Origin of the sequence: Burkholderia sp. CCA53 (assembly GCF_001685525.1) — a bacterium.
Classification (GTDB): domain Bacteria; phylum Pseudomonadota; class Gammaproteobacteria; order Burkholderiales; family Burkholderiaceae; genus Burkholderia; species Burkholderia multivorans.
Window position 1 is genome coordinate 2203424 of the sequence record NZ_BDDJ01000001.1, and the last position, 24834, is coordinate 2228257.

The window sequence follows — 24834 nt, forward strand, 5'->3', positions numbered from 1 at the left end:
TATCGAATACGCATGGCGGCGCGCTTCGCACGCGACGCCAATCGAACAGAGGTCAAAATACATGTCGATTCTGATCAACAAGGACACGAAGGTCATCACGCAGGGCATCACCGGCAAGACCGGTCAGTTCCACACGCGCGCCTGCCGTGAGTATGCAAACGGCCGCGAAGCATTCGTCGCGGGCGTGAACCCGAAGAAGGCCGGCGAAGATTTCGAAGGCATTCCGATCTACGCGAGCGTCAAGGAAGCGAAGGAAGAAACCGGCGCGACCGTGTCGGTCATCTACGTTCCGCCGGCAGGCGCCGCGGCCGCGATCTGGGAAGCGGTCGAAGCCGATCTCGATCTCGCGATCTGCATCACGGAAGGCATCCCCGTGCGCGACATGATCGAAGTGAAGGACCGCATGCGTCGCGAAGGCCGCAAGACGCTGCTGCTCGGGCCGAACTGCCCGGGCACGATCACGCCGGACGAGCTGAAGATCGGCATCATGCCGGGTCACATCCACCGCAAGGGCCGCATCGGCGTCGTGTCGCGTTCGGGCACGCTCACGTATGAAGCCGTTGCGCAGCTCACCGCGCTCGGCCTCGGCCAGTCGTCGGCAGTCGGTATCGGCGGCGACCCGATCAACGGTCTGAAGCACATCGACGTCATGAAGATGTTCAACGACGATCCGGATACGGATGCGGTCGTGATGATCGGCGAAATCGGCGGTCCGGACGAAGCGAACGCCGCGCAGTGGATCAAGGACAACATGAAGAAGCCGGTCGTCGGCTTCATCGCGGGCGTCACGGCGCCTCCGGGCAAGCGCATGGGCCACGCCGGCGCGCTGATCTCGGGCGGTGCGGATACGGCCGAAGCGAAGCTCGAAATCATGGAAGCCTGCGGCATCAAGGTCACGCGCAACCCGTCGGAAATGGGCCGCCTGCTGAAGGCAGCGCTGTAATTTCCGCGACGTGCGTCGTACAGAAAACGCCGGCCTAGCCGGCGTTTTTTGTTATCCTCGCGCAATCCGTTTGTAATCTCCGGGTACGTGCGATGCGCGTGCCGGTCTCCATTCTGGCCGCCCCGTCGGACGGCCAAGTCCTGCGAAACACATCGCCATGGTCGAATTTCTCACGTCGCTGCACTGGGGCGCGGTGCTCCAGATCGTCATCATCGACATCTTGCTTGGCGGCGACAACGCCGTCGTCATCGCGCTCGCATGCCGCAACCTGCCGGACAATCAGCGCTTGCGCGGCGTCGTGTGGGGCACGGCCGGCGCGATCCTGCTGCGCGTCGCGCTGATCGTGTTCGCGGTCGTGCTGCTCGACGTGCCGTTCCTGAAGCTCGGCGGCGGGCTGCTGCTGCTGTGGATCGGCATCAAGCTGATGGCGCCGGCGCCCGACGCGCACGACGACATCAAGCCGGCCAGCCGGTTGTGGGACGCCGTGAAGACGATCGTGATCGCCGACGCGGTGATGAGCCTCGACAACGTGATCGCGATCGCCGGCGCGGCCGAGCAGGCCGACCCGTCGCACCGGATCGCGCTCGTGATCTTCGGGCTCGTCGTCAGCGTGCCGATCATCGTCTGGGGCAGCACGCTGGTGCTGAAGCTGCTCGACCGTTTCCCGATCGTCGTCGCGTTCGGTGCAGGCCTGCTCGGCTGGATTGCCGGCGGGCTGATCGTGCACGACCCGGTCGGCGATCGCTGGCCGGTGCTCGACACGCCGGCCGCGGTCTACGGCGCGAGCATTGCCGGTGCGCTGCTCGTCGTCGCTGCGGGCTACGCGCTGCGCAGGCGGCGCAGCGTGACGCGCGCGCACTGACGCGACGTTGGCCGTCCGGCCGAGTGCCGGCCTCGCGGCCCGCTGGCTACGATCGAAACGCCTGCCGAACCGGCAGGCGTTTTTCGTTTCCGGAGCCCGTCATGTTCGAAGCCTTTTCCGTTTCCCTGTTCCGCCGTATGGCCGCCGATCTGCGGCGCGCGCGGCGGCCGGCCCCGCTGCGTGCGTGGCGCGCCGGTTTCACGCTGATCGAGCTGATGATCGTGCTGGCGATCGTCGGCGTCGTCGCCGCGTATGCGATCCCCGCGTACCAGGACTATCTCGCGCGCTCGCGTGTGGGCGAAGGGCTCGCGCTCGCCTCGTCCGCGCGGCTCGCGGTTGCCGACAATGCCGCGAGCGGCACGGGGCTCGACGGCGGCTATAGTGCGCCGGCCGCGACGCGCAACGTCGAATCGATCCGCATCGACGCGGAGACAGGCCAGATCACCGTGGCGTATACCGCGCGCGTCGCCGCGGCGGGCGCCAATACGCTGGTGCTCGTGCCGTCGGCGCCCGACAAGCCCGATACGCCGACGGGGCGCGTGCCGTTGAAGAAAGGCGAGATGCAGGCCGGCGCGATCGCATGGGAATGCTTTGCCGCAGGCAAGGATGCGTCATCGCTGCCGGCGCCCGGAGCGGGGCCGCTGCCCGGTACGGCCGCGACGTTGCCGGCCAAATATGCGCCGGCCGAATGCCGCGCGTAGCGCCGCGGCGGGGCAGGGCACGCGCAGCGCGCGGCTGCGCGTGCATCGCGTGCCGCGCGACGGCCCCGCACAGAGGGGGGAAAGTTTTGTATAGTGCGCCGGTTGCTGACATCCGGTTCGCTCATGCCTTCTACCTTTACCCGTTCGTTGCCGCTCATTGCACTGGCTGTCGCGCTGATCGTGCCGTATGCGATCACCACCCACACGTATCCGATTCCGACCTTCTATTCGGAATTTTCCGCGCTCGTGCTGTATCTGCTGCTCGGCCTGTCGGTCGTGCTGCTGGTGCGCGCGCAGCGCGCGGCCGAACCGTTTGCCGCACCGGCCGCGTTCGTCGCGCCGATCGGCTTCGCGCTCGTGCTGATCGCGCAGCTCGTGCTGCTGCCGCTGAAGGTGCCGTCGATGAACGGGCTCGCGCTCGGTTATCTCGCGGCCGCGCTGGTTGCGATGCAGGCCGGCTACGCGCTCGCGCGCGAGGGGCTCGGCGACGCGGTCGCGCGGATGATGGCGGGCGCACTGCTGATCGGCGGCGTGTTCGCGGTCGCGTGTCAGGTCGTGCAGTTGTTTCATCTGGAGTCGGCGGTGTCGCCGTTCGTCGTGATGTACAACATCGCGGTCGACCGGCGCCCTTACGGCAACATGGCGCAGGCGAACCATCTGGCGACCTACATCGCATTCGCGATGGCCGGTGCGCTGTATCTCGTGCAGACGCGCAGGCTCGCGGTGTGGGCCTGGCTCGCGCTCTCGGTCGTGCTGTCGGCTGGGCTCGCGCTGACGGTGTCGCGCGGTCCGTGGCTGCAGGTCGCGGTGATGGTCGTCGCGGGTTTCTGGATGGCGTGGGTCGAATCGCGCCGCACGCGCGGCGCCGCGCGCGCGTGGCTGCTGCCCGTCGTGCTCGTGGTCGCGTTCGTTGCGGTGAACGTCGCGGTGCGTTGGGCCAACGTCCACTATCAGCTGAATCTCGCCGAATCGGCGGCCGAGCGGATGCGCGACGCCGGGCAGATCGCGCCGCGCCTCGCGCTGTGGAAGTACGGGCTCGCGATGTTCCGCGAGCATCCGCTGCTCGGCGTCGGCTGGGGCGAGTTCCCGTCGCACCAGTTTGCGCTGGCGCGCGCGCTTGGCGGCGTCGAGATCGCGAACAACTCGCACGACATCTTCATCGACCTGCTCGCGAAGTCCGGCCTCGTCGGCCTCGGTGTGCTGGCCGTCGCGCTCGTGATGTGGTTTGTGCGGGCGGTGCGCGCACCGCAGTCGAGCTCGCGCGTGTTCGGCTTTGCGCTGATCGGCATCCTGCTGATGCACGCGCTCGTCGAGTATCCGCAGCAATACATGTTCTTCCTGCTGCCCGCGATGTTCGTGATCGGGCTGCTCGACGTGAAGCCGTTGCGCGTGCTGCCTGCGCGCGCGGCGTTTGCGCTGTTCGCGGTGCTGTCGTTCGCCGGGCTGCTCGCGACGATTCCCGTGCTGCGCGACTATCAGCGCGCCGAGGTGCTGTATTACGGCAGCAGTCCGGCCGCGCAGTATCGCGATGCGCCGTCGCTGCTGTTCCACGCGTGGGGCGATTACGGCGCGGCCACGCTGCTCACGATCTCGCCGGACGATCTGCCGGCGAAGCTCGCCGCGCACGAGCGCGCGATCGCGCTGCTGCCGGGCGAGACGGTGCTGCGCCGCTATGCGGTGCTGCAGGCGCTCGACGGGCGGGAAGCCGATGCGCTCGATACCGTCGCGCGGCTGCAGGTGTTCGCGAAGGAGCTGAAGGACTGGCCGGCGCAACTCGCGTTGCTCTACAAGCTGTGCGACGAGCATCCGTCGTTGAAGGCGTTCAAGGCGGCGATCGTCGCGAAATACGGCGAAGTGCCGTCCGATGCGGACGACGAGTCTGACGACGAGGACGATACGGAGTAAGAGACGCGGCGCAGCGGCCGACAAGCGGGATGCGCGCCGCCCGGTTCAGGCGATACGGCGATGGTCGGGCGAGCGCACTGCGCGGGCGCGATTCCCGAGACGCGCGGCGATTGCTTTGCGCATCGCACGGAGTCGCACAACGACGCCGGGCAAGTGGCGGCACGGTGCCGGATAAGCGGAATTCGCGCCGCTCGATACGGGCGATACAGCGGCGATCGTGCGGCAGCGCGGCACACGCGATTCCGCGCCGCGCGGCGATTGCTTCCCGGATCGCACGGAGTCGCGCCAAATCGGGCGCGATTCCCGTCAACCATTGTCAAATCGCTGCCATGCGCGCGACGGCGCGTGCACAATGCGCGAAAGCCTTCCGACGCGCGCTCGCGCACGTCGACGCAACGTTTCGGGCTCGAGGGCGCTCGACGTCGCGTCGGCTGGGTACGCAGCGGGATCGCGGCCGATCGTTCGAGAGGCCGCGTGGCCGTCACGGGGCGCCGGTCCGACGGCCGCGGCCAGCCGAGCGCGTGCGGGGAGCGATGCCGCCGTCACGCGGCGTTCGTCCGGAACAGACCTGAACAACGATATTCGACCATGGCTATTCGCTCGACCTACCTGATCCTGCCTGCCGTCGCGATGCTGTTTTCCGGCTGCGCGATGCTGTCGTCGTCGCAGGAAAGCAAGCTGACGTGCCATATTCCGCGTGCCGTCTATCCGGATACCGCCAAGCCGCTCACGCGGCCGGCGACCGTGCTCGTGCGCGCGTTGATGACGGCGTCCGGCGAGGCGCAGAACGTGACGGTGACGACGAGCAGCCGCAACGCCGCGGCCGACCGGGCGGCCGTCGAGGCGATGGCGCGCGCAACGTGCACGCAGACCGGCGCCGCCGCGAACCCCTTCCTGCTGACGCAGCCGTTCGTGTTCGAGCCGCAGCGCGGCCAGTGACGCGGAGCGGGGCGCTGTCGAACTGAAGCGATTCGAATCGCAGATCGCCGACGCGTGCGGCGAATCGACTATCGCGTGCGCCCGTCAAACGCCGACGGCGCCGCGATGGAACGATGGATCACGCCTGCGCCTTCCAATCGCCCGACTTACCGCCGCGCTTCTCGGTGACACTGACATCGCCGATCACCATCCCGCGATCGACGGCCTTGCACATGTCGTAGACGGTCAGCAGCCCGACTTGCACCGCGGTCAGCGCTTCCATCTCGACGCCCGTGCGGCCGAGCGTTTCCACCTGCGCGATGCAATGCACGCCCGGCAGCGCGTCGTCGAGTTCGAAATCGACGGCGACGCGCGTCAGCGCGAGCGGATGACAGAGCGGAATCAGATCCGCGGTGCGCTTTGCGCCTTGGATCGCGGCGATACGCGCCACGCCGAGCACGTCGCCTTTCTTCGCCTTGCCGTCGCGGATCAACTCGAAGGTGGCCGGCAGCATCCGGATCGTGCCGCGCGCGACCGCGATCCGCTGCGTTTCCTGCTTGCCGCCGACGTCCACCATGTGCGCGTGGCCGTCGGCATCGAAATGGGTGAGTCCAGACATGTGATGCTCCTGTCGATCGTCGTCCGCACGCGGACGTGTGTCGATCCTGATGCGTTGCGCTCGACCGGTATGCGGGACGCGGCCGCCGCTCGGCGTTCCGGCGCGCATGCACGGCGGAGCGCCTGCGGCAGCGCGCGCCGCGATCTCGCGCAGGGTTTCAACGGGCGCCTATCATAGCAGCGGCGTTCGCGCCGGCGCGCGTGCAGATCGCGCGTGCGCGGCGCAGGACAGTCGCGTTCGCGCCGGTACAATGGCCACGATATTCAGATCAGACCAAACGCCGCGATGCGCGCCCGGCGCGCGGGCGGCGTCGCTCCATCCTGCCATGCGTGTCAAACAGTTGCTTGCCGTGTCGTTGTCGGCTGCGCTCGCGCTGCCGGCGAACAGCTTCGCGCAGCGTACGACGCCGGCGCCGCTCGAATCGGCCAACGCCGCTTCGCCGTCGATCTCGACCGTGCCGCCGGGCATCGCGACCGGGGTGTTCGGCACGTACGGCGGCGCGGAGAGCCGTTTTTCGGGCGCAACGGGCATCGCCGACGATGCGTCCGCACCCGCCGCCAGCCTGCGCGCGCCGCTTCGGGCGTTCGAGTTGCCCGATCTCGGCGACGGATCCGGCGGCGCGCTGACGCCGCAGGCCGAGCGCAAGCTCGGCGAGCGCGTGATGCGCGACGTGCGGCGCGACCCCGACTATCTCGACGACTGGCTCGCCCGCGACTACCTGAATGCGGTGGCAAAACGTCTGGCGGCCGCGGCTTCCGCGCGGTACATCGGCGGCTATGCGCCGGACTTCGACCTGTTCGCCGTGCGCGATCCTCAGATCAACGCGTTCTCGATGCCGGGCGGCTTCATCGGCATCAACAGCGGGCTCGTCGTCGCGACGCAGACGGAATCGGAGCTCGCGTCGGTGATCGGTCACGAGATGGGGCACGTGCTGCAGCGGCACATCGCGCGCATGATCGGCGCGAACGAGAAAACCGGCTACACGGCGCTCGCGACGATGCTGCTCGGCGTGCTGGCCGGCGTGCTCGCGCGCAGCGGCGATCTCGGCAGCGCGATCGCGATGGGCGGACAGGCATTCGCGGTCGACAATCAGCTGCGCTTTTCGCGGACGGCCGAGCGCGAAGCCGACCGCGTCGGCTTCCAGCTGCTGGCGGGCGCCGGTTACGACCCGTACGGGATGCCGGGGTTCTTCGAACGCCTCGAACGTGCGTCGATGGGCGACGCCGGCGTACCGGCCTACGCGCGGACGCACCCGCTGACGGTCGAGCGGATCGCCGACATGGACGATCGCGCGCGGCGCGCGCCGTACCGTCAGCCGCGTCAGTCGCCGGAATACGGTTTCGTGCGCGCGCGGCTGCGGATCCTGCAGAACCGTGCGCCGAACGATATCGCGGCCGAAGCGCGGCGGATGCAGCTCGAGATCGACGATCGCACCGCGCCGAACGTCGCGGCGAACGCGTACGGCATCGCGCTGGCGAACGCGCTGCTCGGACAGTACGACGCGGCGGACCGCGCGCTCGCCACCGCGCGCGCAGCGTTCGATGCGCGCGAGCGCCGCGACGGCGATCCGGCCACGGGCTCGCCGAGCCTCGACGTGCTGGCCGCCGACATCGCGCGACGGGCGGGGCGTACCGACGACGCGGTGCGGCTCGCGGCGCTCGCGCAGCGGCGCTGGCCCGCGTCGCACGCGGCGATCGTCGTGCATCTGCAGACGCTGATCGCCGCGCGCCGCTTTGCCGAGGCGCAGACGCTCGCGCGGGCGCAGGCGAGCGCCGATCCCGATCAGCCGGACTGGTGGGACTATCTTGCGAAGGCGAGCGACGGCATGGGCGACGTGCTCGCGCGGCGCCGCGCGCTGGCGGAGAAGCTCGCGCTGGACGGCGCGTGGCCGTCGGCGATTCGCCAGTTGAAGGAGGCGCGCGATGCGAAGGACGTGTCGTTCTACGACCAGTCGATCATCGGCGCGCGACTGCTGGAATTCGAGGCGCGCTACAAGGAAGAGCGCGAAGACGACAAGAACGGGCGCGGCTAGCGGTTAGCGGCGAGCGCGTGCGCGATGTACGCGCCGCGAACGCCGGCCGCGCTGATGAACGCGACGACGAACGCAGCGACGATCGCGCTCAGCGCCCGGCCTCGCCCGCGTTGCCGGCTTCGCTCGCGCGTCGGGCCGGGCTCGTGACGAAGCCGAACCGAGCCGGCACGTCGGTGCCCGCGATCTGCCCGAGCGGCAGCAGCCGAGCGTCGCGCCAGCGCAGCACGGGTGGCGTCGCGTCGAGGTCCGCGCGATCGGCGAACAGCGCGAGGTCGTGGTCGTGCAGCGCGGCGACGCGCGGCCGCGTGCCGGCTTCGACGAACAGCACGCCGCCCGCATCGTCGAGCCATGCCTCGTCGGGCTCGAACGGCGCGCCGGTGTGATCGGTCAGCGACAGCTGTCCGTCGCGCTCGGCGAGCCGCACGATCCACGGCGTATACGCGAGCTCGACGTACACGCGCTGCGGCCCGTTCTGGAAAAACCACTGGCCGTGCGCGTCGCACTCGTAGTTGCGTCCGATGAAAGCGATCAGCGCGGCATGGCGGATCGGCGAACCGAGTTCGCCGGCAGCCTGCGCGGCCTCGTCGCGCAGCCGCCACGTGCCGCGCCGGTCGAGCAGCAGCCAGCCCGTGCAGTGCGGCACGTTCGGCCATTTCGCGAGCGCCTGCTTGACGATGTCATCCATGGTCGACGAATTTGGAGCAATAGCCGAACACGCGCGCCGACAGCCAGTCGAGGCGGCCGGGGAACGGACCGGTCATGAATCCCGCGTGGCCGCCGTGCGCGGGCTGGTCGAGCTCGACGGCCGGCGACACGTCGGCCGGGCCCGGCAGCGCCGATTCGGGCAGGAAAGGATCGTTGCGCGCATTGAGAATCAGCGTCGGCACGTCGATCGCGGGCAGCAGCGGGCGCGTGGTCGCCTGCGTCCAGTAGTCGTTCGCATTCGCGAAACCGTGCAGCGGCGCGGTCACGACCTCGTCGAAGTCGTACATCGTCACCGCGCGCAGCATCGCGTCGCGGTCGAACAGCCCCGGATACTGCTCGAGCTTCATGAGCGCCTTGCGTTTCAGCGTCTTCAGGAAGCTGCGCGTGTACACCATCGCGAAGCCCTGCGACAGCGCGCGGCCGCCCGCATGCACGTCGATCGGCGTCGAGATCGCGGCGGCGGCCCGTACGATCGACGTGTCGCTGCGATGCTCGCCGAGCCAGCGCAGCAGCACGTTGCCGCCGAGCGACACGCCGGCCGCGACGATCGGCCCGCGATGCTGCGCGGCGAGCCGGCGCAGGATCCAGTCGACTTCGGCGCTGTCGGCGAGATGATAGAAGCGTGGCTGCCGGTTCAGTTCGCCGCTGCAGCTGCGAAAGTGCGGCACGACGCCGTGCCAGCCCTTCGCGCGGGCGGCGGCCATCATCGCGAGCGCGTAATGGGAGCCCGAGCTGCCTTCGAGGCCGTGGAACAGCACGAACAGCGGCGCGTCCGGCGGCGGCGCGGCGCTATCGAGATGCGCGACCCAGTCGAGGTCGATGAAATCGTGATCGGGCGTTTCCCAGCGCTCGCGCCGGTACGCGACGACCGGCCGGCGCGCGAACAGCGCAGGCACGATCGTCTGCACGTGGCTGTTCGGCAGCCAGCGCGGTGCGCGATAGCGCAGCAGTTTGTCGTCGTCGGGGGCCTGCGGCCCGGTCAGCGGCGATGTGGGCGGTAAAGCCGTACTCATGATCGCCCCGCGTTCTTCGTTTATTCGTCAGTGCAGCGGGCCCTGCCCGTGACGGATCTTGGCGGCGAACTGCCCGGCCGCCTGCTCGGGAATCGGGCTCGCGTGGATATGCGCGATGCGCCACTCGCCGCGTTCGTGAATCATCACGTACGTCGCGAAAACCATGTCGGGATCGGCCGTCAGATCGGCCTGCTGATGCGCTTCGGCGATCGTGTAGACGACCGTGCCGAGGCTGTCGTAGACGCGGATGTCGAGCGGCTCGATCGTCACCGGACGCGTCGCGAGCCGCGTGCCGAGCCCGCTGCGGATCTGGTCGAGCCCATGCAGATGCTCGCCGTCGGCCCACACGCAGCTGGCGAAATCCTCGTCGATCCACAACGCCAGCAGCGCGTCGAGATTGGCATCGGCGACGGCCTGGTAGTAGGCGTTGAGCGTATCGGCGGCGGCTTCGAAAAGGCGGGCAAAACGTGGCATCGGGGTTATCTCTCGCGCGCGTCGCGCGCCGTATTCAGCGCGGCAGCCCGGGTGGGGCCGCCGCGCACCGGTGAATCGGATTGCCCGGCGCGCCGTGCGACGCCGCCGGTCAAGGTCAGCGCTGCCCGACGAGCATGCCGCGCAAATCGCCGAATACCTGTTCGGGGCCGAGTTCGCGCAGACAATTCAGGTGGCCGAGCGGGCACTCGCGCTCGAAACAGGGACTGCATTCGAGATGCAGCCATTGTACCTTCGCCAGGTCCGACAGCGGAGGAGTGTGGCGCGGATCGGTCGACCCGTACACCGCGACGAGCGGCCGGCGCAGCGCGGCGGCGACGTGCATCAGCCCCGAATCGTTCGTGACGACGGCATTCGCGCGTGCGATCAGCGCGCACGCCTCGGAGAGCGAGGTCTGCCCGCAGAGATTGCGCACGTTCGGCGCGTGATCGGCGATCGCCTGCGCGGCCGCCGCGTCCTTCTGCGAGCCGAGCGCGACGATCTGGGTATACGGGAACGACTGGTGGACGATCGTCGCGAGCGTCGCGAAATGCTCGGGCGGCCAGCGCTTGGCCGGCCCGTATTCCGCGCCCGGGCAGAACACGACGAGCGGCTTGCGCGTATCGAGATTGAAGCGCGCGGAGACGCGCGCCGTCTCGTTCAGGTCCGCGTCGAGGCGCGGCGGCGGCAGCGTCTTCATCGACTCGGGCAGCTTCGCGCCCGGCACGTACGCGAGCGCCGCGTAGTGCGTCGTCATCGGCGGCCGTTCGGCGGACTTGTCGGGGTTCGCGTGACGCACGTTCAAGAGCCCGTAGCGGTGCTCGCCCGTGTAGCCGATGCGCAGCGGAATGTTCGCGAGCCACGGAATCACCGCCGATTTCAGCGAATTCGGCAGCACGTAGGCGGCGTCGTAGCCGACGTCGCGCAGATCGCTCGCGAGCTGCCAGCGGCGCAGCAGCTGCAGCTTGCCGTGCGCGAGATCGGTCGCGTAGACATCGTGGATCTCGGGCATCCGTTCGAGCACCGGCGCGACCCAGGTGGGCGCGACGGCATCGATCGCGATGCGGGGATGGAGTTTCTTCAGCAGCGCAAAGAGCGGCTGCGCCATCAATGCGTCACCGATCCAGTTCGGTGCGATAACCAGCGCTCGACGCATCAGGTCGATTTCCGATGTCGTAATGAAACGCGCCGCGCGAGCGCCGCGTTCGGGTTGCCAGATAGGGAAACGGCGGCGTGCCGGAACAAGCCCGGCTGCGCCGCCTCGTGGATAGCGCGGGCCCGCAGGCCCGATGCGCTCAGTGGCCCTTGACCACCTCGCCGTCGCGCAGCTTGTAGCGCGTGCCGCAGTACGGGCAGCGCGCTTCGCCGTGCGACACGTCGATGAACACGCGCGGATGGGCGTTCCAGCGCGTCATGGCGGGATTCGGGCAGTAGGCGGGGAGGTCCTTCGCCGCCAGCTCGACCAGCGGCATTTCCTTGATTTCACTCATGAGACTTTCTCTTGTCACTCTTCTTGGTGGGGCGGTCGGGGCGTGCGCGCTCAGACCTTGGTCAGCCAGTGCGCGTACTTCGCGTTCTTGCCCGACACGATATCGAAAAACGCCGATTGCAGCTTTTCGGTGACGGGGCCGCGCGCGCCGCTGCCGATCGTGCGGTTGTCGAGTTCGCGGATCGGCGTGACTTCGGCGGCCGTGCCGGTGAAGAACGCTTCGTCGGCCGTATACACCTCGTCGCGCGTGATGCGCTTCTCGATGACTTCGATGCCGGCGTCCTTCGCGAGCGTGATGATCGTGTCGCGCGTGATGCCGTCGAGGCACGACGACAGATCGGGCGTGTACAGCTTGCCGCGGTTCACGAGGAAGAAGTTCTCGCCGGAGCCTTCGGACACGTAGCCGTCGACGTCGAGCAGCAGCGCTTCGTCGTAGCCGTCGGCCGTCGCTTCCTGGTTCGCGAGGATCGAGTTCACGTACCAGCCGGACGCCTTCGCGCGCACCATCGACACGTTCACGTGATGGCGCGTGAACGACGACGTCTTCACGCGGATGCCCTTCGCGAGGCCGTCCTCGCCGAGGTAGGCGCCCCACGGCCAGGCGGCGATCGCGACGTGGATCGTGTTGCCCTTCGCCGACACGCCGAGCTTTTCCGAGCCGACCCAGATGATCGGGCGCAGGTAGCACGACTCGAGCTTGTTCTCGCGCACGACTTCGCGCTGCGCGGCTTCCAGCGTTTCCTGGTCGAACGGCACGTCCATCTGGAAGATCTTCGCGGAATTCAGCAGACGTTTCGTGTGCTCGGGCAGACGGAAGATCGCGGTGCTGCCGTCGGCCGTCTTGTATGCGCGCACGCCCTCGAAGACGCCCATGCCGTAGTGCAGCGTGTGGGTCAGAACGTGGATCGTGGCGTCGCGCCAGTCGATCAGCTTGCCGTCCATCCAGATCTTGCCGTCGCGGTCGGCCATTGACATAGGATTCTCCTGGGATGCGGTTGTGTGCAGCGTTGAGCCGGAAAGACGCTTATTTTAGCGTCATTTGGGGGCGGGCCGGTCGGTCGGCGCAGGTGCGGCGCTATAATCGTCCGGCACCGATTCCAATAACGACGGGCCGTGCCGGCAGGAGGCGCCGGGGTCCGACGAACTGCCCGCCGCGGCCGCTTTCCATGCTCGCTCGATTGTCCCCGACCGACCGCTTCGCCCTGATCCAGGGTGCGCGCGACTATTCCCCGACGCTGATGGCGATCCTGTCCTGGGGGCTCGTCACCGGCATCGCGATGAGCCAGTCGGTCATGACGCTCGGGCAGGCGAGCGCGATGTCGCTGCTCGTCTACGCGGGCTCGTCGCAACTCGCCGTGCTGCCGCTGCTCGCCGCGAAGCTGCCGATCTGGACGGTGCTGCTCACCGCCGCGATGGTCAACATGCGCTTCGTGATCTTCAGCGCCGGTCTCGCTCCCCATTTTTCCTATCTGCCGCTGTGGCGCCGTCTCGCGATCGGCTATTTCAACGGCGACGTGATCTATCTGCTGTTCCAGAAGCAGGGCTTCGCGAACGGCCACGTGCCGGGCAAGGAAGCGTACTTCTGGGGGATGGCGCTCGCGAGCTGGGTGTCGTGGCAGGTGTCGTCGCTCGCCGGCATCCTGCTCGCGAGCTTCTTCCCCGCCAGCTGGGGGCTCGAACTCGCCGGCACGCTCGCGCTGATTCCGATCATGGTGTCGGCGGTCGCGAACCGCTCGACGCTCGCGGCGGTCGCCGTCGCCGGCATCGTGTCGCTCGTCGCGTTCGACCTGCCGTACCGGCTCGCCTTGCCCATCGCGGTGCTCGCCGCGCTCGCGGCCGGCTGCACGGCCGACTGGTTCGTCGAGCGCGCCGACTGGCGCCGCATCCGCACCGAGACGGTGCGCAACGAGGAGGTCGAATGAGCGCGGCGGAAATCTGGATCGTGATCGTCGGGATGACGATCGTCACGGCCGTCACGCGCGCGCTGTTCCTGATCGGCGGCGAGCGCACCGTCCTGCCCGAACGCGCGCAGCGCGCGCTGCGCTATGCGCCGGCCGCCGCACTCGTCGCGGTCGTGCTGCCCGACGTGCTCGAAACGCCGGCCGGCCTGTCGTTCGCGCTGTCGAATCATCCGTTCTACGCGGCGCTCGCCGGCCTCGGCTGGTTCCTCTGGCGGCGCAGCATGCTGGGTACGATCGTCGTCGGCATGGTCGTGTTCACGGTGCTGCGGCTCGTCGTCTGAGGGCCGCCCGGCGGGGTGGCGGCGTCGCAACGGCGGCCGCTGCTATCTATGATGCAGCGCAGTATCGCGCGTGTCGCGGCACGCGATCCCAAATAGGCGGAATTCGCCGCCGCACGAGCCAGTGTGCGGGGTGGATCGGCTAGAATGCCCGTTCGAGATTTTTTACCCGTGCGCGTCATGCGGAGCCGCCAGCCACGGCCGCATCCGGCGCCCTTTCGCGGCAGCCCGCGCACGTCCGGCGTACCCCTTTCCCCATCCACTACTTCAATCAGTCCAACATGAGCCAAGTCAAGCGTCTTACCGACCTGATCGCCGCCGGCCAGCTCGCCGGCAAGCGTGTGTTCATCCGCGCCGACCTGAACGTCCCGCAGGACGATCACGGCAACATCACCGAAGACACGCGCGTGCGCGCCTCGGTGCCGGCCATCAAGGCGGCGCTCGAGGCCGGCGCGGCGGTGATGGTCACGTCGCACCTCGGCCGTCCGACCGAAGGCGAGTTCAAGCCGGAAGACTCGCTCGCGCCGGTCGCGAAGCGCCTGTCCGAGCTGCTCGGCCGCGACGTGCCGCTCGTCGCGAACTGGGTCGAGAACGGCGTGAACGTCGCGCCGGGCGAGGTCGTGCTGCTCGAGAACTGCCGCGTCAACAAGGGCGAGAAGAAGAATTCGGACGAGCTCGCGCAAAAAATGGCGAAGCTCTGCGACGTGTACGTGAACGACGCGTTCGGCACCGCGCACCGCGCGGAGGCCACCACGCACGGGATCGCGAAATACGCGCCGGTTGCGTGCGCGGGCCCGCTGCTTGCTGCGGAACTCGACGCGCTCGGCAAGGCGCTCGGCAATCCGGCGCGGCCGCTCGTCGCGATCGTCGCGGGTTCGAAGGTGTCGACCAAGCTGACGATCCTGAAGTCGCTGGCCGAAAAGGTCGATCAGCTGATCGTCGGCGGCGGGATCGCGAATACGTTCATGCTCGCGGCCGGCCTGTCGATCGGCAAGTCGCTCGCCGAACCGGATCTCGTCGACGAGGCGAAGGCGATCATCGACGAAGCGCGCAAGCGCGGCGCGTCGGTGCCGATCCCGACCGACGTCGTGACCGCGAAGGAATTCTCGCCGACGGCCGCAGCGACCGTGAAGCCCGTCGCCGACATCGAAGCCGACGACATGATCCTCGACATCGGCCCGGACACGGCAAAGGCGCTCGCGAGCCAGCTCGAGAAGGCCGGCACGATCGTCTGGAACGGGCCGGTCGGCGTGTTCGAGTTCGACCAGTTCGGCAACGGCACGAAGACGCTTGCCGAAGCGATCGCGAAGTCGTCCGCGTTCTCGATCGCAGGCGGCGGCGACACGCTCGCGGCCATCGCGAAGTACGGCATCCACGACCAGGTCAGCTACATCTCGACGGGCGGCGGCGCCTTCCTCGAGTTCCTCGAAGGGAAGAAGCTGCCGGCAGTGGAAGTGCTCGAAACGCGGGCGGCCTGAGCGTGGCGGCGCGCGCAGGGGCGACGAAGGCCGCGCGCTCCGCGAAAGCGGAGCTGGCGGCCTGCGCGGGCAAGCGCAAACGCGCGCCCGCGCGGGCGAACCCCGCCCCGCGCGCAGCGGCGGCCGCCGGCGACGCGGCCGTGCAGCACCACGAGATTCAGAACAAAGCGATGCCGGGCCCAAGCACCGGCACGCCCCCCGGAGCGGCCGCCGCTGGGCCTGCCGCATCCGGCTCTCGCAGCGTTTCACCCAGCGCATCCACCTTGATCCAGATGAGGAGTTTCATGCAGCGCGCCACCAAGATAGTCGCCACGATCGGCCCGGCTTCCAGTTCGCCGGAGATTCTGCTGCAGATGATGCAGGCGGGCCTCGACGTCGTGCGGCTCAATTTTTCGCACGGCACGGCCGATGATCACCGCCAGCGCGCCGAAATGGTGCGCGAGGCCGCCCGCAAGGTCGGCCGCGAGATCGCGATCATGGCCGATCTCCAGGGGCCGAAGATCCGCGTCGGCAAGTTCGAGAACGGCAAGACGACGCTGACGCCGGGCCAGCCCTTCATCCTCGACGCGGCCTGCGAACTGGGCAACGACGACCGCGTCGGCCTCGACTACAAGGAACTGCCGCGCGACCTGAAGCCCGGCGACCTGCTGCTGCTGAACGACGGGCTGATCGTGCTGACCGTCGAGCGCGTGCTCGGCGACGAGATCCACACGATCGTCAAGGTGGGCGGCGAGCTGTCGAACAACAAGGGGATCAACCGCCAGGGCGGCGGGCTGTCGGCACCGGCGCTGACGGCGAAGGACATGGAGGACATCCGCACCGCGATGTCGCTCGGCGCGGATCTGGTCGCGGTGTCGTTCCCGAAGAACGCGACCGACATGGAAATGGCGCGCCAGCTCGCGAACATCGCGGGTGCGCCGTACGGCATCAAGCCGAAGATGATCGCGAAGATCGAGCGCGCGGAAGCGATTCCGGCGCTGCAAAGCATCCTCGACGCGTCGGACGGCATCATGGTCGCGCGCGGCGACCTCGCGGTCGAAGTGGGCAACGCGGCCGTGCCTGCGCTGCAGAAACGCATGATCCGGATGGCGCGCGAGTCGAACAAGCTCGTGATCACCGCGACGCAGATGATGGAATCGATGATCCACGCCCCGGTGCCGACGCGCGCGGAAGTGTCCGACGTCGCGAACGCGGTGCTCGACGGCACCGACGCGGTGATGCTGTCGGCCGAGACGGCCGCCGGCAAGTATCCGGTGCAGACGATCGAGGCGATGGCAGCCGTCTGCGTCGAAGCGGAAAAGTCCGAGCAGATCGAGCTCGACAAGGATTTCCTCGACCGCACGTTCACGCGCATCGACCAGTCGATCGCGATGGGCGCACTGTTTACGGCCTACCACCTCGGTGCGAAGGCGATCGTTGCGCTGACCGAATCGGGCGCGACCGCGCTGTGGATGTCGCGTCACTACACGCACGTGCCGATCTTCGCGCTGACGCCGCGCGTCGGCAGCGAGCGCGCGATGGCGCTGTTCCGCAACGTGACGCCGCTCCACGTCGACTTCAACAGCGACCGCGACAGCGCGCTGCAGGCGGCGCTCGAGACGATCGTCAAGCGCGGCTACGTCGCGCACGGCGACATGGTCGTGTTGACCGTCGGCGAGCCGATGGGGCAGGCGGGCGGAACCAACACGCTGAAGATCGTGCGCGTCGGCGAGCACTATTGAGCCGTCGCGGAAGACGCGCCGGCCGGGCGGCCGGCGGCCCGATTCGATCGGGCACCGTTTTTGCTCGGTAAAAGCCGCGCGGGGTGCAGGCCCTGCGCGGCTTTTTTCTTATTTTTGTGCCGATTGTGCGATGCGAACGTAACAAATTGCGAGGCGCGGGCGCCGCGCGGTCGGATTCCGGGGCGCTTCGCGATAAAATGCGGCTATTCGACGCTCAGCCGCGCCGAGCCGCCCGGTCCGACCGGCGCGCGCCGCGCAGGCGTCAGGGCGCACCGGTTTTCATTCCAAGGAGTTCCACAATGCCTCTCGTATCAATGCGTCAATTGCTGGACCACGCGGCAGAGCACGGCTACGGCCTGCCGGCCTTCAACGTGAACAACCTGGAGCAGGTCCAGGCGATCATGGCGGCCGCGGACCAGGTCGGCGCGCCCGTGATCATGCAGGCATCGGCCGGCGCGCGGAAGTATGCGGGCGAGCCGTTCCTGCGCCACCTGATCGAAGCGGCTGTCGAGTCGTATCCGCACATCCCGGTCGTGATGCACCAGGATCACGGCCAGTCGCCGGCGGTCTGCATGGCCGCGATCCGCAGCGGCTTCACGAGCGTGATGATGGACGGTTCGCTCGAAGCGGACGGCAAGACCGTCGCCTCGTACGAGTACAACGTCGACGTGTCGCGCAAGGTCGTCGAGATGGCGCACTCGATCGGCGTGACGGTCGAAGCGGAACTCGGCGTGCTCGGCTCGCTCGAGACGATGAAGGGCGACAAGGAAGACGGCCACGGCGCGGAAGGCACGATGACGCGCGAGCAGCTGCTGACCGATCCGGAGCAGGCCGCCGACTTCGTGAAGCTGACGCAGTGCGACGCGCTCGCGATCGCGATCGGTACGTCGCACGGCGCGTACAAGTTCACGAAGAAGCCGACGGGCGACATCCTGTCGATTCAGCGCATCAAGGAAATCCACGCACGCATTCCGAACACGCACCTCGTGATGCACGGTTCGTCGTCGGTGCCGCAGGAACTGCTCGCCGAGATCCGCGAATTCGGCGGCGACATGAAGGAAACCTACGGCGTGCCGGTCGAGGAAATCCAGGAAGGCATCAAGCACGGCGTGCGCAAGGTCAACATCGACACCGACCTGCGTCTCGCGATCACCGGCGCGATCCGCCGCTACATGTTCGAGAACCCGTCGAAGTTCGACCCGCGCGACTATCTGAAGCCCGCGCGCGAAGCGGCAAAGAAGGTCTGCGTCGACCGCTACCTCGCGTTCGGCTGCGAAGGCCAGGCCGCGAAGATCAAGCCGGTGCCGCTCGAGAAGATCGCCGAGAAGTACAAGTCCGGCGAGCTCGCGCAGGTCGTGCGCTGAGACTGTAGTACGATTTGCCCCGCCGCAAGGCAGGGGCGGGCCGCCCGGCCGGAGCGATTCCGGCGGCGGCCGTTCCGTCCGGCCGAACGAGGGCCGGCCGGCAACCGCGCGGGCGCAGCCGCCCGCCGGTTCGCCGACGTATCGCAAGGCCGCCGTTCCCGCCAGCCGCGGGGAACGGCGTTTCCCTTTTTGTTTGGCTCCTTATCTGCGAAGAGACGATGTCTACCCTTTACGAATCCACGCTCCGCTCGCTGCCGCTCCTCGGTCGCGGCAAGGTCCGCGACAACTATGCGGTCGGCAACGACAAGCTCCTGATCGTCACGACCGATCGTCTGTCGGCATTCGACGTGATCATGGGCGAGCCGATTCCGAACAAGGGCCGCGTGCTGAACCAGATGGCGAACTTCTGGTTCGACAAGCTCGCGCACATCGTGCCGAACCACCTGACCGGCGACGCACCCGAAGCCGTCGTCGCGGCGGACGAGGTCGAGCAGGTGAAGGGCCGCGCCGTGGTCGTCAAGCGTCTCGAGCCGATCCTGATCGAAGCGGTCGTGCGCGGCTATCTGGCCGGCAGCGGCTGGAAGGAATACCAGGCGACGGGCGCCGTGTGCGGCGTGCAGCTGCCGGCCGGTCTGCAGAATGCGCAGAAGCTGCCCGAGCCGATCTTCACGCCCGCGGCCAAGGCCGAGATGGGCGAACACGACGAGAACATCACGTTCGAGGAAACCGAGCGCCGCATCGGCACCGAGCTCGCCGCGACGATCCGCGACATCTCGATCAAGCTGTACAAGGAAGCGGCCGACTATGCGGCCACGCGCGGCATCATCATCGCCGACACGAAGTTCGAATTCGGCCTCGACAACCACGGCAAGCTGTATCTGATGGACGAAGTGCTGACGGCCGACTCGTCGCGCTTCTGGCCGGCCGACCAGTATCAGGTTGGCACGAACCCGCCGTCGTTCGACAAGCAGTTCGTGCGTGACTGGCTCGAGGCGCAGCCGTGGGGCAAGACCGCACCGGCGCCGGCGCTGCCGGCCGACGTCGTCGAGAAGACGGCCGCGAAGTACCAGGAAGCGCTCGAGCGCATCACGGGCCAGCCGCTCGCCTGACGGGGGAATGCACGAAATGAGCGAAGTCCAGACCGCCCACACGCACAGCGCGCCGCTCGTCGGCGTGCTGATGGGTTCGAGTTCCGACTGGGACGTGATGAAGCACGCGGTAGCGATCCTGCAGGAATTCGGCGTGCCGTACGAAGCGAAGGTCGTGTCCGCGCACCGGATGCCCGACGAGATGTTCGACTATGCGGAGAAGGCGCGCGAGCGCGGCCTGCGCGCGATCATCGCGGGCGCCGGCGGCGCCGCGCACCTGCCCGGCATGCTCGCGGCGAAGACGACGGTGCCCGTGCTCGGCGTGCCGGTCGCCAGCAAGTACCTGAAGGGCGTCGATTCGCTGCACTCGATCGTGCAGATGCCGAAGGGCGTGCCGGTCGCGACGTTCGCGATCGGCGAGGCCGGCGCAGCGAATGCCGCGCTGTTCGCGGTGTCGATCCTGTCCGGCACGTCGGTCGACTACGCGAACCGGCTTGCGGCGTTCCGCGTGCGCCAGAACGAAGCCGCGCACGCGATGGTGCTGCCGCCGCTCGAATGACGGGACGGCGCGCGCCGCACGGCACGCGCCGGATTTTCCCTGTGCGGCGGGCGCTTCCCGTTTCCCGTCGCGATCGATCACTGACATGACCGCAACTCCTGATTCCGTTTCCCCGATCCTGCCCGGCGCGTGGCTGGGCATGGTCGGCGGCGGCCAGCTCGGCCGCATGTTCTGTTTTGCCGCCCAGTCGATGGGCTACCGCGTCGCCGTGCTCGATCCCGATCCGGCGAGCCCCGCCGGCGCGGTCGCCGATCGCCACCTGCGCGCCGCGTATGACGACGAGGCCGCGCTGACCGAACTGGCCGCGCTGTGCGACGCGGTATCGACCGAATTCGAGAACGTGCCGGCCGCGAGCCTCGAGTTCCTCGCGCGCACGACGTTCGTCGCGCCTGCCGGCCGTTGCGTCGCGATCGCACAGGACCGGATCGCCGAAAAGCGCTTCATCGAGGCGTCGGGCGTGCCGGTCGCGCCGCACGTCGCGATCGAATCGGCCGCCGCGCTCGCAGCGCTCGACGATGCGGCGCTCGACGCGGTGCTGCCGGGCATTCTGAAGACCGCGCGGCTCGGCTACGACGGCAAGGGCCAGGTGCGTGTGCGCACCGCGCAGGAAGCGCGCGAGGCGTATGCGTCGCTCGGCGGCGTGCCCTGCGTGCTCGAGAAGCGGCTGCCGCTGAAATACGAGGTGTCCGCACTGATCGCGCGCGGCGCCGACGGCCGCTCGGCCGCGTTCCCGCTCGCGCAGAACGCGCACCACAACGGCATTCTCGCGCTGACCGTCGTGCCGGCGCCGGCCGCCGACGACGCGCTCGTCGCGCAGGCGCAGCAGGCCGCGGTGCGCATCGCCGATACGCTCGGCTACGTCGGCGTGCTGTGCGTCGAGTTCTTCGTGCTCGAAGACGGTTCGCTCGTGGCGAACGAGATGGCGCCGCGCCCGCACAATTCCGGACACTACACGGTCGATGCGTGCGCAACGAGCCAGTTCGAGCAGCAGGTGCGCGCAATGACGCGCATGCCGCTCGGCAATCCGCGCCAGCATTCGCCGGCCGCGATGCTGAACATTCTCGGCGACGTCTGGTTTCCGCAAGGCGCGGCAAGCGACGCCGTCACGCCGCCGTGGGACGCGGTCGCCGCGATGCCGACCGCGCATCTGCATCTGTACGGCAAGGAAGAGGCGCGCGTCGGCCGCAAGATGGGCCACGTGAATTTCACTGCCGCGACGCGCGACGAAGCGGTCGCCGCCGCGCATGCGTGCGCGCAGCTGCTGCGCGTGCCGCTCGACTGAGGCGCCGGCCGATGTCCATCGATCTCCCGAAGTCCGTGACGCCCGCGCAGATCGACGCGGCGGCCGCGCTGCTCGATGCGGGGCAGCTCGTCGCGTTTCCGACCGAAACCGTCTACGGGCTCGGCGGCGACGCGGCGAGCCCCGACGCCGTCGCGCGCATCTACGCGGCGAAGGGGCGGCCCGCGAACCATCCGGTGATCGTGCACTTGCCGCCCGGCGGCGATCCCGCGTACTGGGCGGCCGAGCTGCCGGCCGATGCGCAGAAGCTGATCGACGCATTCTGGCCGGGCCCGCTGACGCTGATCCTGAAGCGCCATCCGCGCATTCCGGACGCGGTGAGCGGCGGCCAGGACTCGGTCGGGCTGCGCTGCCCGTCGCATCCGGTCGCGCAGGCGCTGCTCGCTGCGTTCAGCGCGCGGCGCGGCGGTCACGGCGGGGTGGCTGCGCCGTCCGCGAACCGGTTCGGTCACGTGAGCCCGACGACCGCGCAGCACGTGCGCGACGAATTCGGCGACACGGTGCACGTGCTCGACGGCGGCGCGTCCGAAGTCGGGATCGAATCGACGATTCTCGATCTGTCGCGCGGCTTTCCGGCGCTGCTGCGTCCGGGCCACGTGACGCCGCAGCAGATCGCCGACGTGCTCGGTCGTGCGCCGCGGCTGCCGGACGGCAGCGACGCGACTGCGCCGCGCGCGTCGGGCACGCTGAAGGCGCACTACGCGCCGCGCACGCCGCTCGCGCTGCTGCCGTTCGATGCGCTGGAGCCGCTGCTCGCGGCGGCGCAGGCCGACGGCGAACGCGTCGCGCTGGTCGCGCGCGCATCGCGCGCGGGGCGCTGGGCGCAGGCCGACGGCGTGCATTTCGTCGCGGCCCCCGAAGATCCGCAAGCGTATGCGCGCGATCTGTACGGGATGCTGCGCGCGCTCGATCGCGCGCAGGTCGCGCGGATACTCGTCGAAAAGCTGCCCGAGACGGTCGAGTGGATCGCGGTCAACGATCGTCTCGGCCGCGCGGCCGCGGCGTTCGAAGCGAGCGATTGAATCGGGCCGGCCGCGTGCCGTGCGCGCACGTCGGCCCTGTCGTCGTCGCAATGAAAAACCGCCCGACCGGCGAACCGGTCGGGCGGTTTTCGTTGAAGCGTACCGATCGCGCGCCGCTTACTTGCCGACGCCCGATGCCGCGATCTGCTGCTCGACGTACTGCGCGAACAGCGCGTGCAGGCGCGTCGTCGGATGGACGGTGTCCGCGAACATGTACGTCTGGTCGGCGTTCGGCGCCGTGTACGTCTGCGGCGAGCAGAACAGCGACGAGCCGAATGCGCTCGGATCCGCCACGCCGTACTGCGTCGCCGCGGCCACCATCGCCTTCAGGTTGCAGGCCGTATCGGTGTTCGACACCGTGAAGCCGTTCGCCTGATACGCCGCGAGGATGCCGTCCTGCCATTTGAAGGTGTCGAGCAGCACGTACTTGCTCGTGTCGACCTTCAGCGCCTGCAGCGTCGCGGCGAGCGTGCCGTTGAACAGCATCGACAGCTGCGTGAGCGTCGTCTGCGTGCCGCCCTGGAGCGCGAGCGGCGTGCCGCCGATGTCGGGCACGTTCGACACGAACACGTGCGTCGCGCCGGCCGCGACGATCTGCTGCACGAGGCCCGCGAGCTGCTGCGCGGCGAGCCCGATGTTCTGCTGCAGCTGCGTCGGCGTGATCGCGCCGGCCTGCAATGCGGCCACCTGATAGAAGATGTCGTTCGCGCCGCCGTTCAGCAGCACGATCTGGTTCGCGTTGAAGCTGCCGTGCTGCTGCAGGTATTGCTGGATCTGCGCGGCGATCGGCGTCGTCGTCGCCTGCGCGTAGTCGGCGTTCGGCACGCTCGCGGCGGCGTGGCCGATGCCCGGCTGCTGCGTGACGCGCGAGCCGCCCTGCGCGTAGCCGAGGCCGCCCGTCGCCTGCAGCGGCACGCCGAAGCCGCCCTGGTTGGCCGGCTGCAGCGTGTCGCCGTAGTACTGCGCGACGTTCTGCGTCCAGACCTGACCGGGGTTCGTCGTGAAGCGGCCGCCGCCGAACCCGAGCTTGATCTGCGAGTAGGTGCCGACGTCGGACAGGCTGTCGCCGAACGAGACGACCTGCATCTTCACGCCGGAAGGCGGCGTGTTCGACGCGCTGCCGCCGTTGTCGTCGCCGCCGCCGCAGGCGGCGAGCAGCGCGAGCGCCGCGCCGGCGATCGCGACCTGCGCGCCGCGCAGCAAACGGTGGCGGGTGCGCGACGGAAAGTTTCGTTGTGTTTGCATCGATCGATCTCCTCGTAGATATGGCCTTGCATGTTTGCGCATGCCCGCTCAGGTTCGGGCTGCGCGACGGCCGTTGGCTGAAATGGATTATTCGTTGTGTACGCCGGCAAGCGGTGCGCGGCGCGGATCGCGATCGGCCGTGTCGCCGATCTGCGCATGATAAGCGCTCGCCCACTCGGGCGGGCCGACGATCGCGCGCAGTTTGTTGCGCCATCCCTCGACGCGCAGTGCGTCGGCCGCCATCGCGCGCCATTCGTGAAACGTCGCGACGAGCGGGTTGTTCGACTCGAGCCGCTCGACGATGCCGTACTGCGGCGGATCGTCGGGCGCCTCGTCGACATAGCTGCCGAACAGGCGATCCCAGATCACGAGCACGCCCGCGTAATTGCGGTCGATGTAGCGCGCGTTGCGCGCATGGTGCGCGCGATGGATCGACGGTGTGTTGAACACGTATTCGAGCCAGCCGAGCTTGCCGATCGCCTGCGTGTGCACGAAGAACTGGAACGCGAGATTGATCAGCACGATGCCGACGATCTGCTGCGGCGGAAAGCCGAGCACCGCGAGCGGCAGCCAGAACACCCACATGCCGGCGACCGGATACATGAGGCTCTGGCGAAACGCGGTCGAGAAGTTCATCCGCTCGGACGAGTGATGCACGACGTGCGCGGCCCACAGCCAGCGCACGCGATGGCTCGCGCGATGAAACACGTAGTAGAGGAAGTCCTGCGCGACGAACAGCACCGCGAACGACAGCCAGCCGTCGTGCCAGGTGAACAGGCGATAGCGGTCGTAGCAGTACGCGTAGACGGGGATCACGAACACCCACGCGAGCTTGTCGGCGCCCTGATGCATCAGCGCGAGCGCCGCATTGCAGAGCGTGTCGCGCCATGCGTACACGTGGTCCTGCGGACGCGTGCGTGCGAGGTACCACGCCTCCCAGCCGATGCAGAGCAGGAAGACGGGCGCCAGCGCGAGCAGAAGCCATTCGACGTCGAATCGCATGGGCGTGTCTCCTCCTTTCCCCTGCAAGCCGTGAGGCCGGGCGTGTCGCCCGTTGTAGATATCGGTCAGGCCAACAGCCTACGCAATCGCCACCGGCTAGGCGAGAGGGCAGCGTAGAGGGTTCCCTCTGAGGATAGGGTTTTCACCGAAGCCGCGCC

At 68.5% G+C, this 24834-nt stretch carries 25 protein-coding genes; 15 read left to right on the forward strand and 10 right to left on the reverse strand.

Annotated features, from left to right (window positions below; translation table 11 throughout):
* Window positions 1-61 precede the first annotated feature (61 nt).
* The 5 genes from sucD to BCR55_RS10275 all read left to right on the forward strand — a co-directional run bounded on the left by sucD (window position 62) and on the right by BCR55_RS10275 (window position 5350).
* Window positions 62-943 carry a succinate--CoA ligase subunit alpha gene (gene sucD / locus BCR55_RS10250; protein WP_006398391.1) on the forward strand — a complete coding sequence of 294 codons (882 nt, stop codon included), beginning with the start codon at window positions 62-64 and terminating at the stop codon, window positions 941-943.
* Window positions 944-1100: 157 nt separating this feature from the next.
* Window positions 1101-1805, forward strand: a complete 705-nt coding sequence (locus BCR55_RS10255; RefSeq protein WP_006398392.1) for a TerC family protein — start codon at window positions 1101-1103, stop codon at window positions 1803-1805.
* 101 nt (window positions 1806-1906) lie between these two features.
* Window positions 1907-2506 (forward strand): pilin, encoded by a 600-nt coding sequence (locus BCR55_RS10260; RefSeq protein ID WP_006411816.1) that lies wholly within the window; start codon window positions 1907-1909, stop codon window positions 2504-2506.
* A gap of 123 nt (window positions 2507-2629) precedes the next feature.
* Window positions 2630-4411 (forward strand): Wzy polymerase domain-containing protein, encoded by a 1782-nt coding sequence (locus BCR55_RS10265; RefSeq protein ID WP_065494524.1) that lies wholly within the window; start codon window positions 2630-2632, stop codon window positions 4409-4411.
* A 588-nt stretch (window positions 4412-4999) separates the two neighbouring features.
* Window positions 5000-5350: a TonB family protein gene (locus BCR55_RS10275; protein ID WP_006406502.1), complete on the forward strand. Its 351-nt coding sequence runs from the start codon at window positions 5000-5002 to the stop codon at window positions 5348-5350.
* Between the two features lie 118 nt (window positions 5351-5468).
* Here the strand turns inward: BCR55_RS10275 and moaC are convergent, their stop codons facing one another.
* Window positions 5469-5948, reverse strand: a complete 480-nt coding sequence (moaC, locus tag BCR55_RS10280; protein ID WP_065494525.1) for a cyclic pyranopterin monophosphate synthase MoaC — start codon at window positions 5946-5948, stop codon at window positions 5469-5471.
* A gap of 325 nt (window positions 5949-6273) precedes the next feature.
* Between moaC and BCR55_RS10285 the strand changes: the two genes are divergently transcribed.
* Entirely contained in the window at window positions 6274-7980 is a 1707-nt protein-coding gene (locus BCR55_RS10285; RefSeq protein WP_065494526.1) for a M48 family metalloprotease, read from the forward strand.
* Window positions 7981-8068: 88 nt separating this feature from the next.
* Here the strand turns inward: BCR55_RS10285 and BCR55_RS10290 are convergent, their stop codons facing one another.
* From BCR55_RS10290 to BCR55_RS10315, 6 genes are all read right to left on the reverse strand, one after another.
* Window positions 8069-8665 carry a DUF2946 family protein gene (locus BCR55_RS10290; protein WP_006406497.1) on the reverse strand — a complete coding sequence of 199 codons (597 nt, stop codon included), beginning with the start codon at window positions 8663-8665 and terminating at the stop codon, window positions 8069-8071.
* Window positions 8658-9698, reverse strand: coding sequence for a hydrolase (locus BCR55_RS10295; protein WP_065494527.1), 1041 nt, complete (start codon window positions 9696-9698; stop codon window positions 8658-8660). Before BCR55_RS10295 ends, BCR55_RS10290 begins: the two co-directional genes overlap by 8 nt.
* A gap of 27 nt (window positions 9699-9725) precedes the next feature.
* Window positions 9726-10172 carry a nuclear transport factor 2 family protein gene (locus tag BCR55_RS10300; RefSeq protein WP_006398400.1) on the reverse strand — a complete coding sequence of 149 codons (447 nt, stop codon included), beginning with the start codon at window positions 10170-10172 and terminating at the stop codon, window positions 9726-9728.
* A gap of 115 nt (window positions 10173-10287) precedes the next feature.
* Entirely contained in the window at window positions 10288-11325 is a 1038-nt protein-coding gene (gene waaF / locus BCR55_RS10305) for a lipopolysaccharide heptosyltransferase II (RefSeq protein WP_053296876.1), read from the reverse strand.
* Window positions 11326-11464: 139 nt separating this feature from the next.
* Entirely contained in the window at window positions 11465-11659 is a 195-nt protein-coding gene (locus BCR55_RS10310) for a zinc-finger domain-containing protein (protein WP_006398402.1), read from the reverse strand.
* A gap of 50 nt (window positions 11660-11709) precedes the next feature.
* Entirely contained in the window at window positions 11710-12633 is a 924-nt protein-coding gene (locus BCR55_RS10315; protein ID WP_006398403.1) for a branched-chain amino acid transaminase, read from the reverse strand.
* A 191-nt stretch (window positions 12634-12824) separates the two neighbouring features.
* Between BCR55_RS10315 and BCR55_RS10320 the strand changes: the two genes are divergently transcribed.
* The 3 genes from BCR55_RS10320 (at window position 12825) to BCR55_RS10330 (ending at window position 15375) form a co-directional block, all read left to right on the forward strand.
* On the forward strand, window positions 12825-13580 hold the full coding sequence (locus tag BCR55_RS10320) for an AzlC family ABC transporter permease (protein ID WP_006398404.1): 756 nt from the start codon (window positions 12825-12827) through the stop codon (window positions 13578-13580).
* Window positions 13577-13900, forward strand: a complete 324-nt coding sequence (locus tag BCR55_RS10325; RefSeq protein WP_006398405.1) for an AzlD domain-containing protein — start codon at window positions 13577-13579, stop codon at window positions 13898-13900. The genes BCR55_RS10320 and BCR55_RS10325 overlap by 4 nt, the downstream gene beginning before the upstream one ends.
* 278 nt (window positions 13901-14178) lie before the next feature.
* Entirely contained in the window at window positions 14179-15375 is a 1197-nt protein-coding gene (locus BCR55_RS10330) for a phosphoglycerate kinase (protein ID WP_006406492.1), read from the forward strand.
* A gap of 157 nt (window positions 15376-15532) precedes the next feature.
* Here BCR55_RS10330 and BCR55_RS33765 read toward each other — a convergent pair whose 3' ends face one another.
* Window positions 15533-15661: a hypothetical protein gene (locus BCR55_RS33765; RefSeq protein WP_254914405.1), complete on the reverse strand. Its 129-nt coding sequence runs from the start codon at window positions 15659-15661 to the stop codon at window positions 15533-15535.
* Between BCR55_RS33765 and pyk the strand changes: the two genes are divergently transcribed.
* From pyk to BCR55_RS10360, 6 genes are all read left to right on the forward strand, one after another.
* Complete coding sequence (gene pyk, locus BCR55_RS10335) at window positions 15660-17096, forward strand: pyruvate kinase (RefSeq protein WP_006406491.1); 1437 nt, start codon at window positions 15660-15662, stop codon at window positions 17094-17096. The genes BCR55_RS33765 and pyk overlap by 2 nt on opposite strands.
* Window positions 17097-17395: 299 nt before the next feature.
* The gene (fba, locus tag BCR55_RS10340) at window positions 17396-18460 is read left to right on the forward strand and encodes a class II fructose-bisphosphate aldolase (protein ID WP_006398409.1); all 1065 of its coding nucleotides are present in this window, start codon (window positions 17396-17398) and stop codon (window positions 18458-18460) included.
* Window positions 18461-18678: 218 nt separating this feature from the next.
* Window positions 18679-19569 (forward strand): phosphoribosylaminoimidazolesuccinocarboxamide synthase, encoded by an 891-nt coding sequence (locus tag BCR55_RS10345; protein ID WP_006398410.1) that lies wholly within the window; start codon window positions 18679-18681, stop codon window positions 19567-19569.
* 16 nt (window positions 19570-19585) lie between these two features.
* Window positions 19586-20107, forward strand: a complete 522-nt coding sequence (gene purE, locus BCR55_RS10350; RefSeq protein ID WP_006413303.1) for a 5-(carboxyamino)imidazole ribonucleotide mutase — start codon at window positions 19586-19588, stop codon at window positions 20105-20107.
* 85 nt (window positions 20108-20192) lie between these two features.
* Complete coding sequence (locus BCR55_RS10355) at window positions 20193-21389, forward strand: 5-(carboxyamino)imidazole ribonucleotide synthase (protein WP_065494528.1); 1197 nt, start codon at window positions 20193-20195, stop codon at window positions 21387-21389.
* An 11-nt stretch (window positions 21390-21400) separates the two neighbouring features.
* Entirely contained in the window at window positions 21401-22429 is a 1029-nt protein-coding gene (locus BCR55_RS10360) for an L-threonylcarbamoyladenylate synthase (RefSeq protein WP_006406488.1), read from the forward strand.
* Between the two features lie 117 nt (window positions 22430-22546).
* Here the strand turns inward: BCR55_RS10360 and BCR55_RS10365 are convergent, their stop codons facing one another.
* The gene (locus tag BCR55_RS10365) at window positions 22547-23674 is read right to left on the reverse strand and encodes an SGNH/GDSL hydrolase family protein (protein WP_006406487.1); all 1128 of its coding nucleotides are present in this window, start codon (window positions 23672-23674) and stop codon (window positions 22547-22549) included.
* Between the two features lie 87 nt (window positions 23675-23761).
* The gene (locus BCR55_RS10370; protein WP_065494529.1) at window positions 23762-24676 is read right to left on the reverse strand and encodes a sterol desaturase family protein; all 915 of its coding nucleotides are present in this window, start codon (window positions 24674-24676) and stop codon (window positions 23762-23764) included.
* Between the last annotated feature and the right edge of the window lie 158 nt (window positions 24677-24834).

Coding starts and splice junctions, on each gene's coding strand:
- sucD (WP_006398391.1), top strand. CDS start 62: ATGTCGATTCTGATCAACAAGGACACGAAGGTCATCACGCAGGGCATC.
- BCR55_RS10255 (WP_006398392.1), top strand. CDS start 1,101: ATGGTCGAATTTCTCACGTCGCTGCACTGGGGCGCGGTGCTCCAGATC.
- BCR55_RS10260 (WP_006411816.1), top strand. CDS start 1,907: ATGTTCGAAGCCTTTTCCGTTTCCCTGTTCCGCCGTATGGCCGCCGAT.
- BCR55_RS10265 (WP_065494524.1), top strand. CDS start 2,630: ATGCCTTCTACCTTTACCCGTTCGTTGCCGCTCATTGCACTGGCTGTC.
- BCR55_RS10275 (WP_006406502.1), top strand. CDS start 5,000: ATGGCTATTCGCTCGACCTACCTGATCCTGCCTGCCGTCGCGATGCTG.
- moaC (WP_065494525.1), bottom strand. CDS start 5,948: ATGTCTGGACTCACCCATTTCGATGCCGACGGCCACGCGCACATGGTG.
- BCR55_RS10285 (WP_065494526.1), top strand. CDS start 6,274: ATGCGTGTCAAACAGTTGCTTGCCGTGTCGTTGTCGGCTGCGCTCGCG.
- BCR55_RS10290 (WP_006406497.1), bottom strand. CDS start 8,665: ATGGATGACATCGTCAAGCAGGCGCTCGCGAAATGGCCGAACGTGCCG.
- BCR55_RS10295 (WP_065494527.1), bottom strand. CDS start 9,698: ATGAGTACGGCTTTACCGCCCACATCGCCGCTGACCGGGCCGCAGGCC.
- BCR55_RS10300 (WP_006398400.1), bottom strand. CDS start 10,172: ATGCCACGTTTTGCCCGCCTTTTCGAAGCCGCCGCCGATACGCTCAAC.
- waaF (WP_053296876.1), bottom strand. CDS start 11,325: ATGCGTCGAGCGCTGGTTATCGCACCGAACTGGATCGGTGACGCATTG.
- BCR55_RS10310 (WP_006398402.1), bottom strand. CDS start 11,659: ATGAGTGAAATCAAGGAAATGCCGCTGGTCGAGCTGGCGGCGAAGGAC.
- BCR55_RS10315 (WP_006398403.1), bottom strand. CDS start 12,633: ATGTCAATGGCCGACCGCGACGGCAAGATCTGGATGGACGGCAAGCTG.
- BCR55_RS10320 (WP_006398404.1), top strand. CDS start 12,825: ATGCTCGCTCGATTGTCCCCGACCGACCGCTTCGCCCTGATCCAGGGT.
- BCR55_RS10325 (WP_006398405.1), top strand. CDS start 13,577: ATGAGCGCGGCGGAAATCTGGATCGTGATCGTCGGGATGACGATCGTC.
- BCR55_RS10330 (WP_006406492.1), top strand. CDS start 14,179: ATGAGCCAAGTCAAGCGTCTTACCGACCTGATCGCCGCCGGCCAGCTC.
- pyk (WP_006406491.1), top strand. CDS start 15,660: ATGCAGCGCGCCACCAAGATAGTCGCCACGATCGGCCCGGCTTCCAGT.
- BCR55_RS33765 (WP_254914405.1), bottom strand. CDS start 15,661: ATGAAACTCCTCATCTGGATCAAGGTGGATGCGCTGGGTGAAACGCTG.
- fba (WP_006398409.1), top strand. CDS start 17,396: ATGCCTCTCGTATCAATGCGTCAATTGCTGGACCACGCGGCAGAGCAC.
- BCR55_RS10345 (WP_006398410.1), top strand. CDS start 18,679: ATGTCTACCCTTTACGAATCCACGCTCCGCTCGCTGCCGCTCCTCGGT.
- purE (WP_006413303.1), top strand. CDS start 19,586: ATGAGCGAAGTCCAGACCGCCCACACGCACAGCGCGCCGCTCGTCGGC.
- BCR55_RS10355 (WP_065494528.1), top strand. CDS start 20,193: ATGACCGCAACTCCTGATTCCGTTTCCCCGATCCTGCCCGGCGCGTGG.
- BCR55_RS10360 (WP_006406488.1), top strand. CDS start 21,401: ATGTCCATCGATCTCCCGAAGTCCGTGACGCCCGCGCAGATCGACGCG.
- BCR55_RS10365 (WP_006406487.1), bottom strand. CDS start 23,674: ATGCAAACACAACGAAACTTTCCGTCGCGCACCCGCCACCGTTTGCTG.
- BCR55_RS10370 (WP_065494529.1), bottom strand. CDS start 24,676: ATGCGATTCGACGTCGAATGGCTTCTGCTCGCGCTGGCGCCCGTCTTC.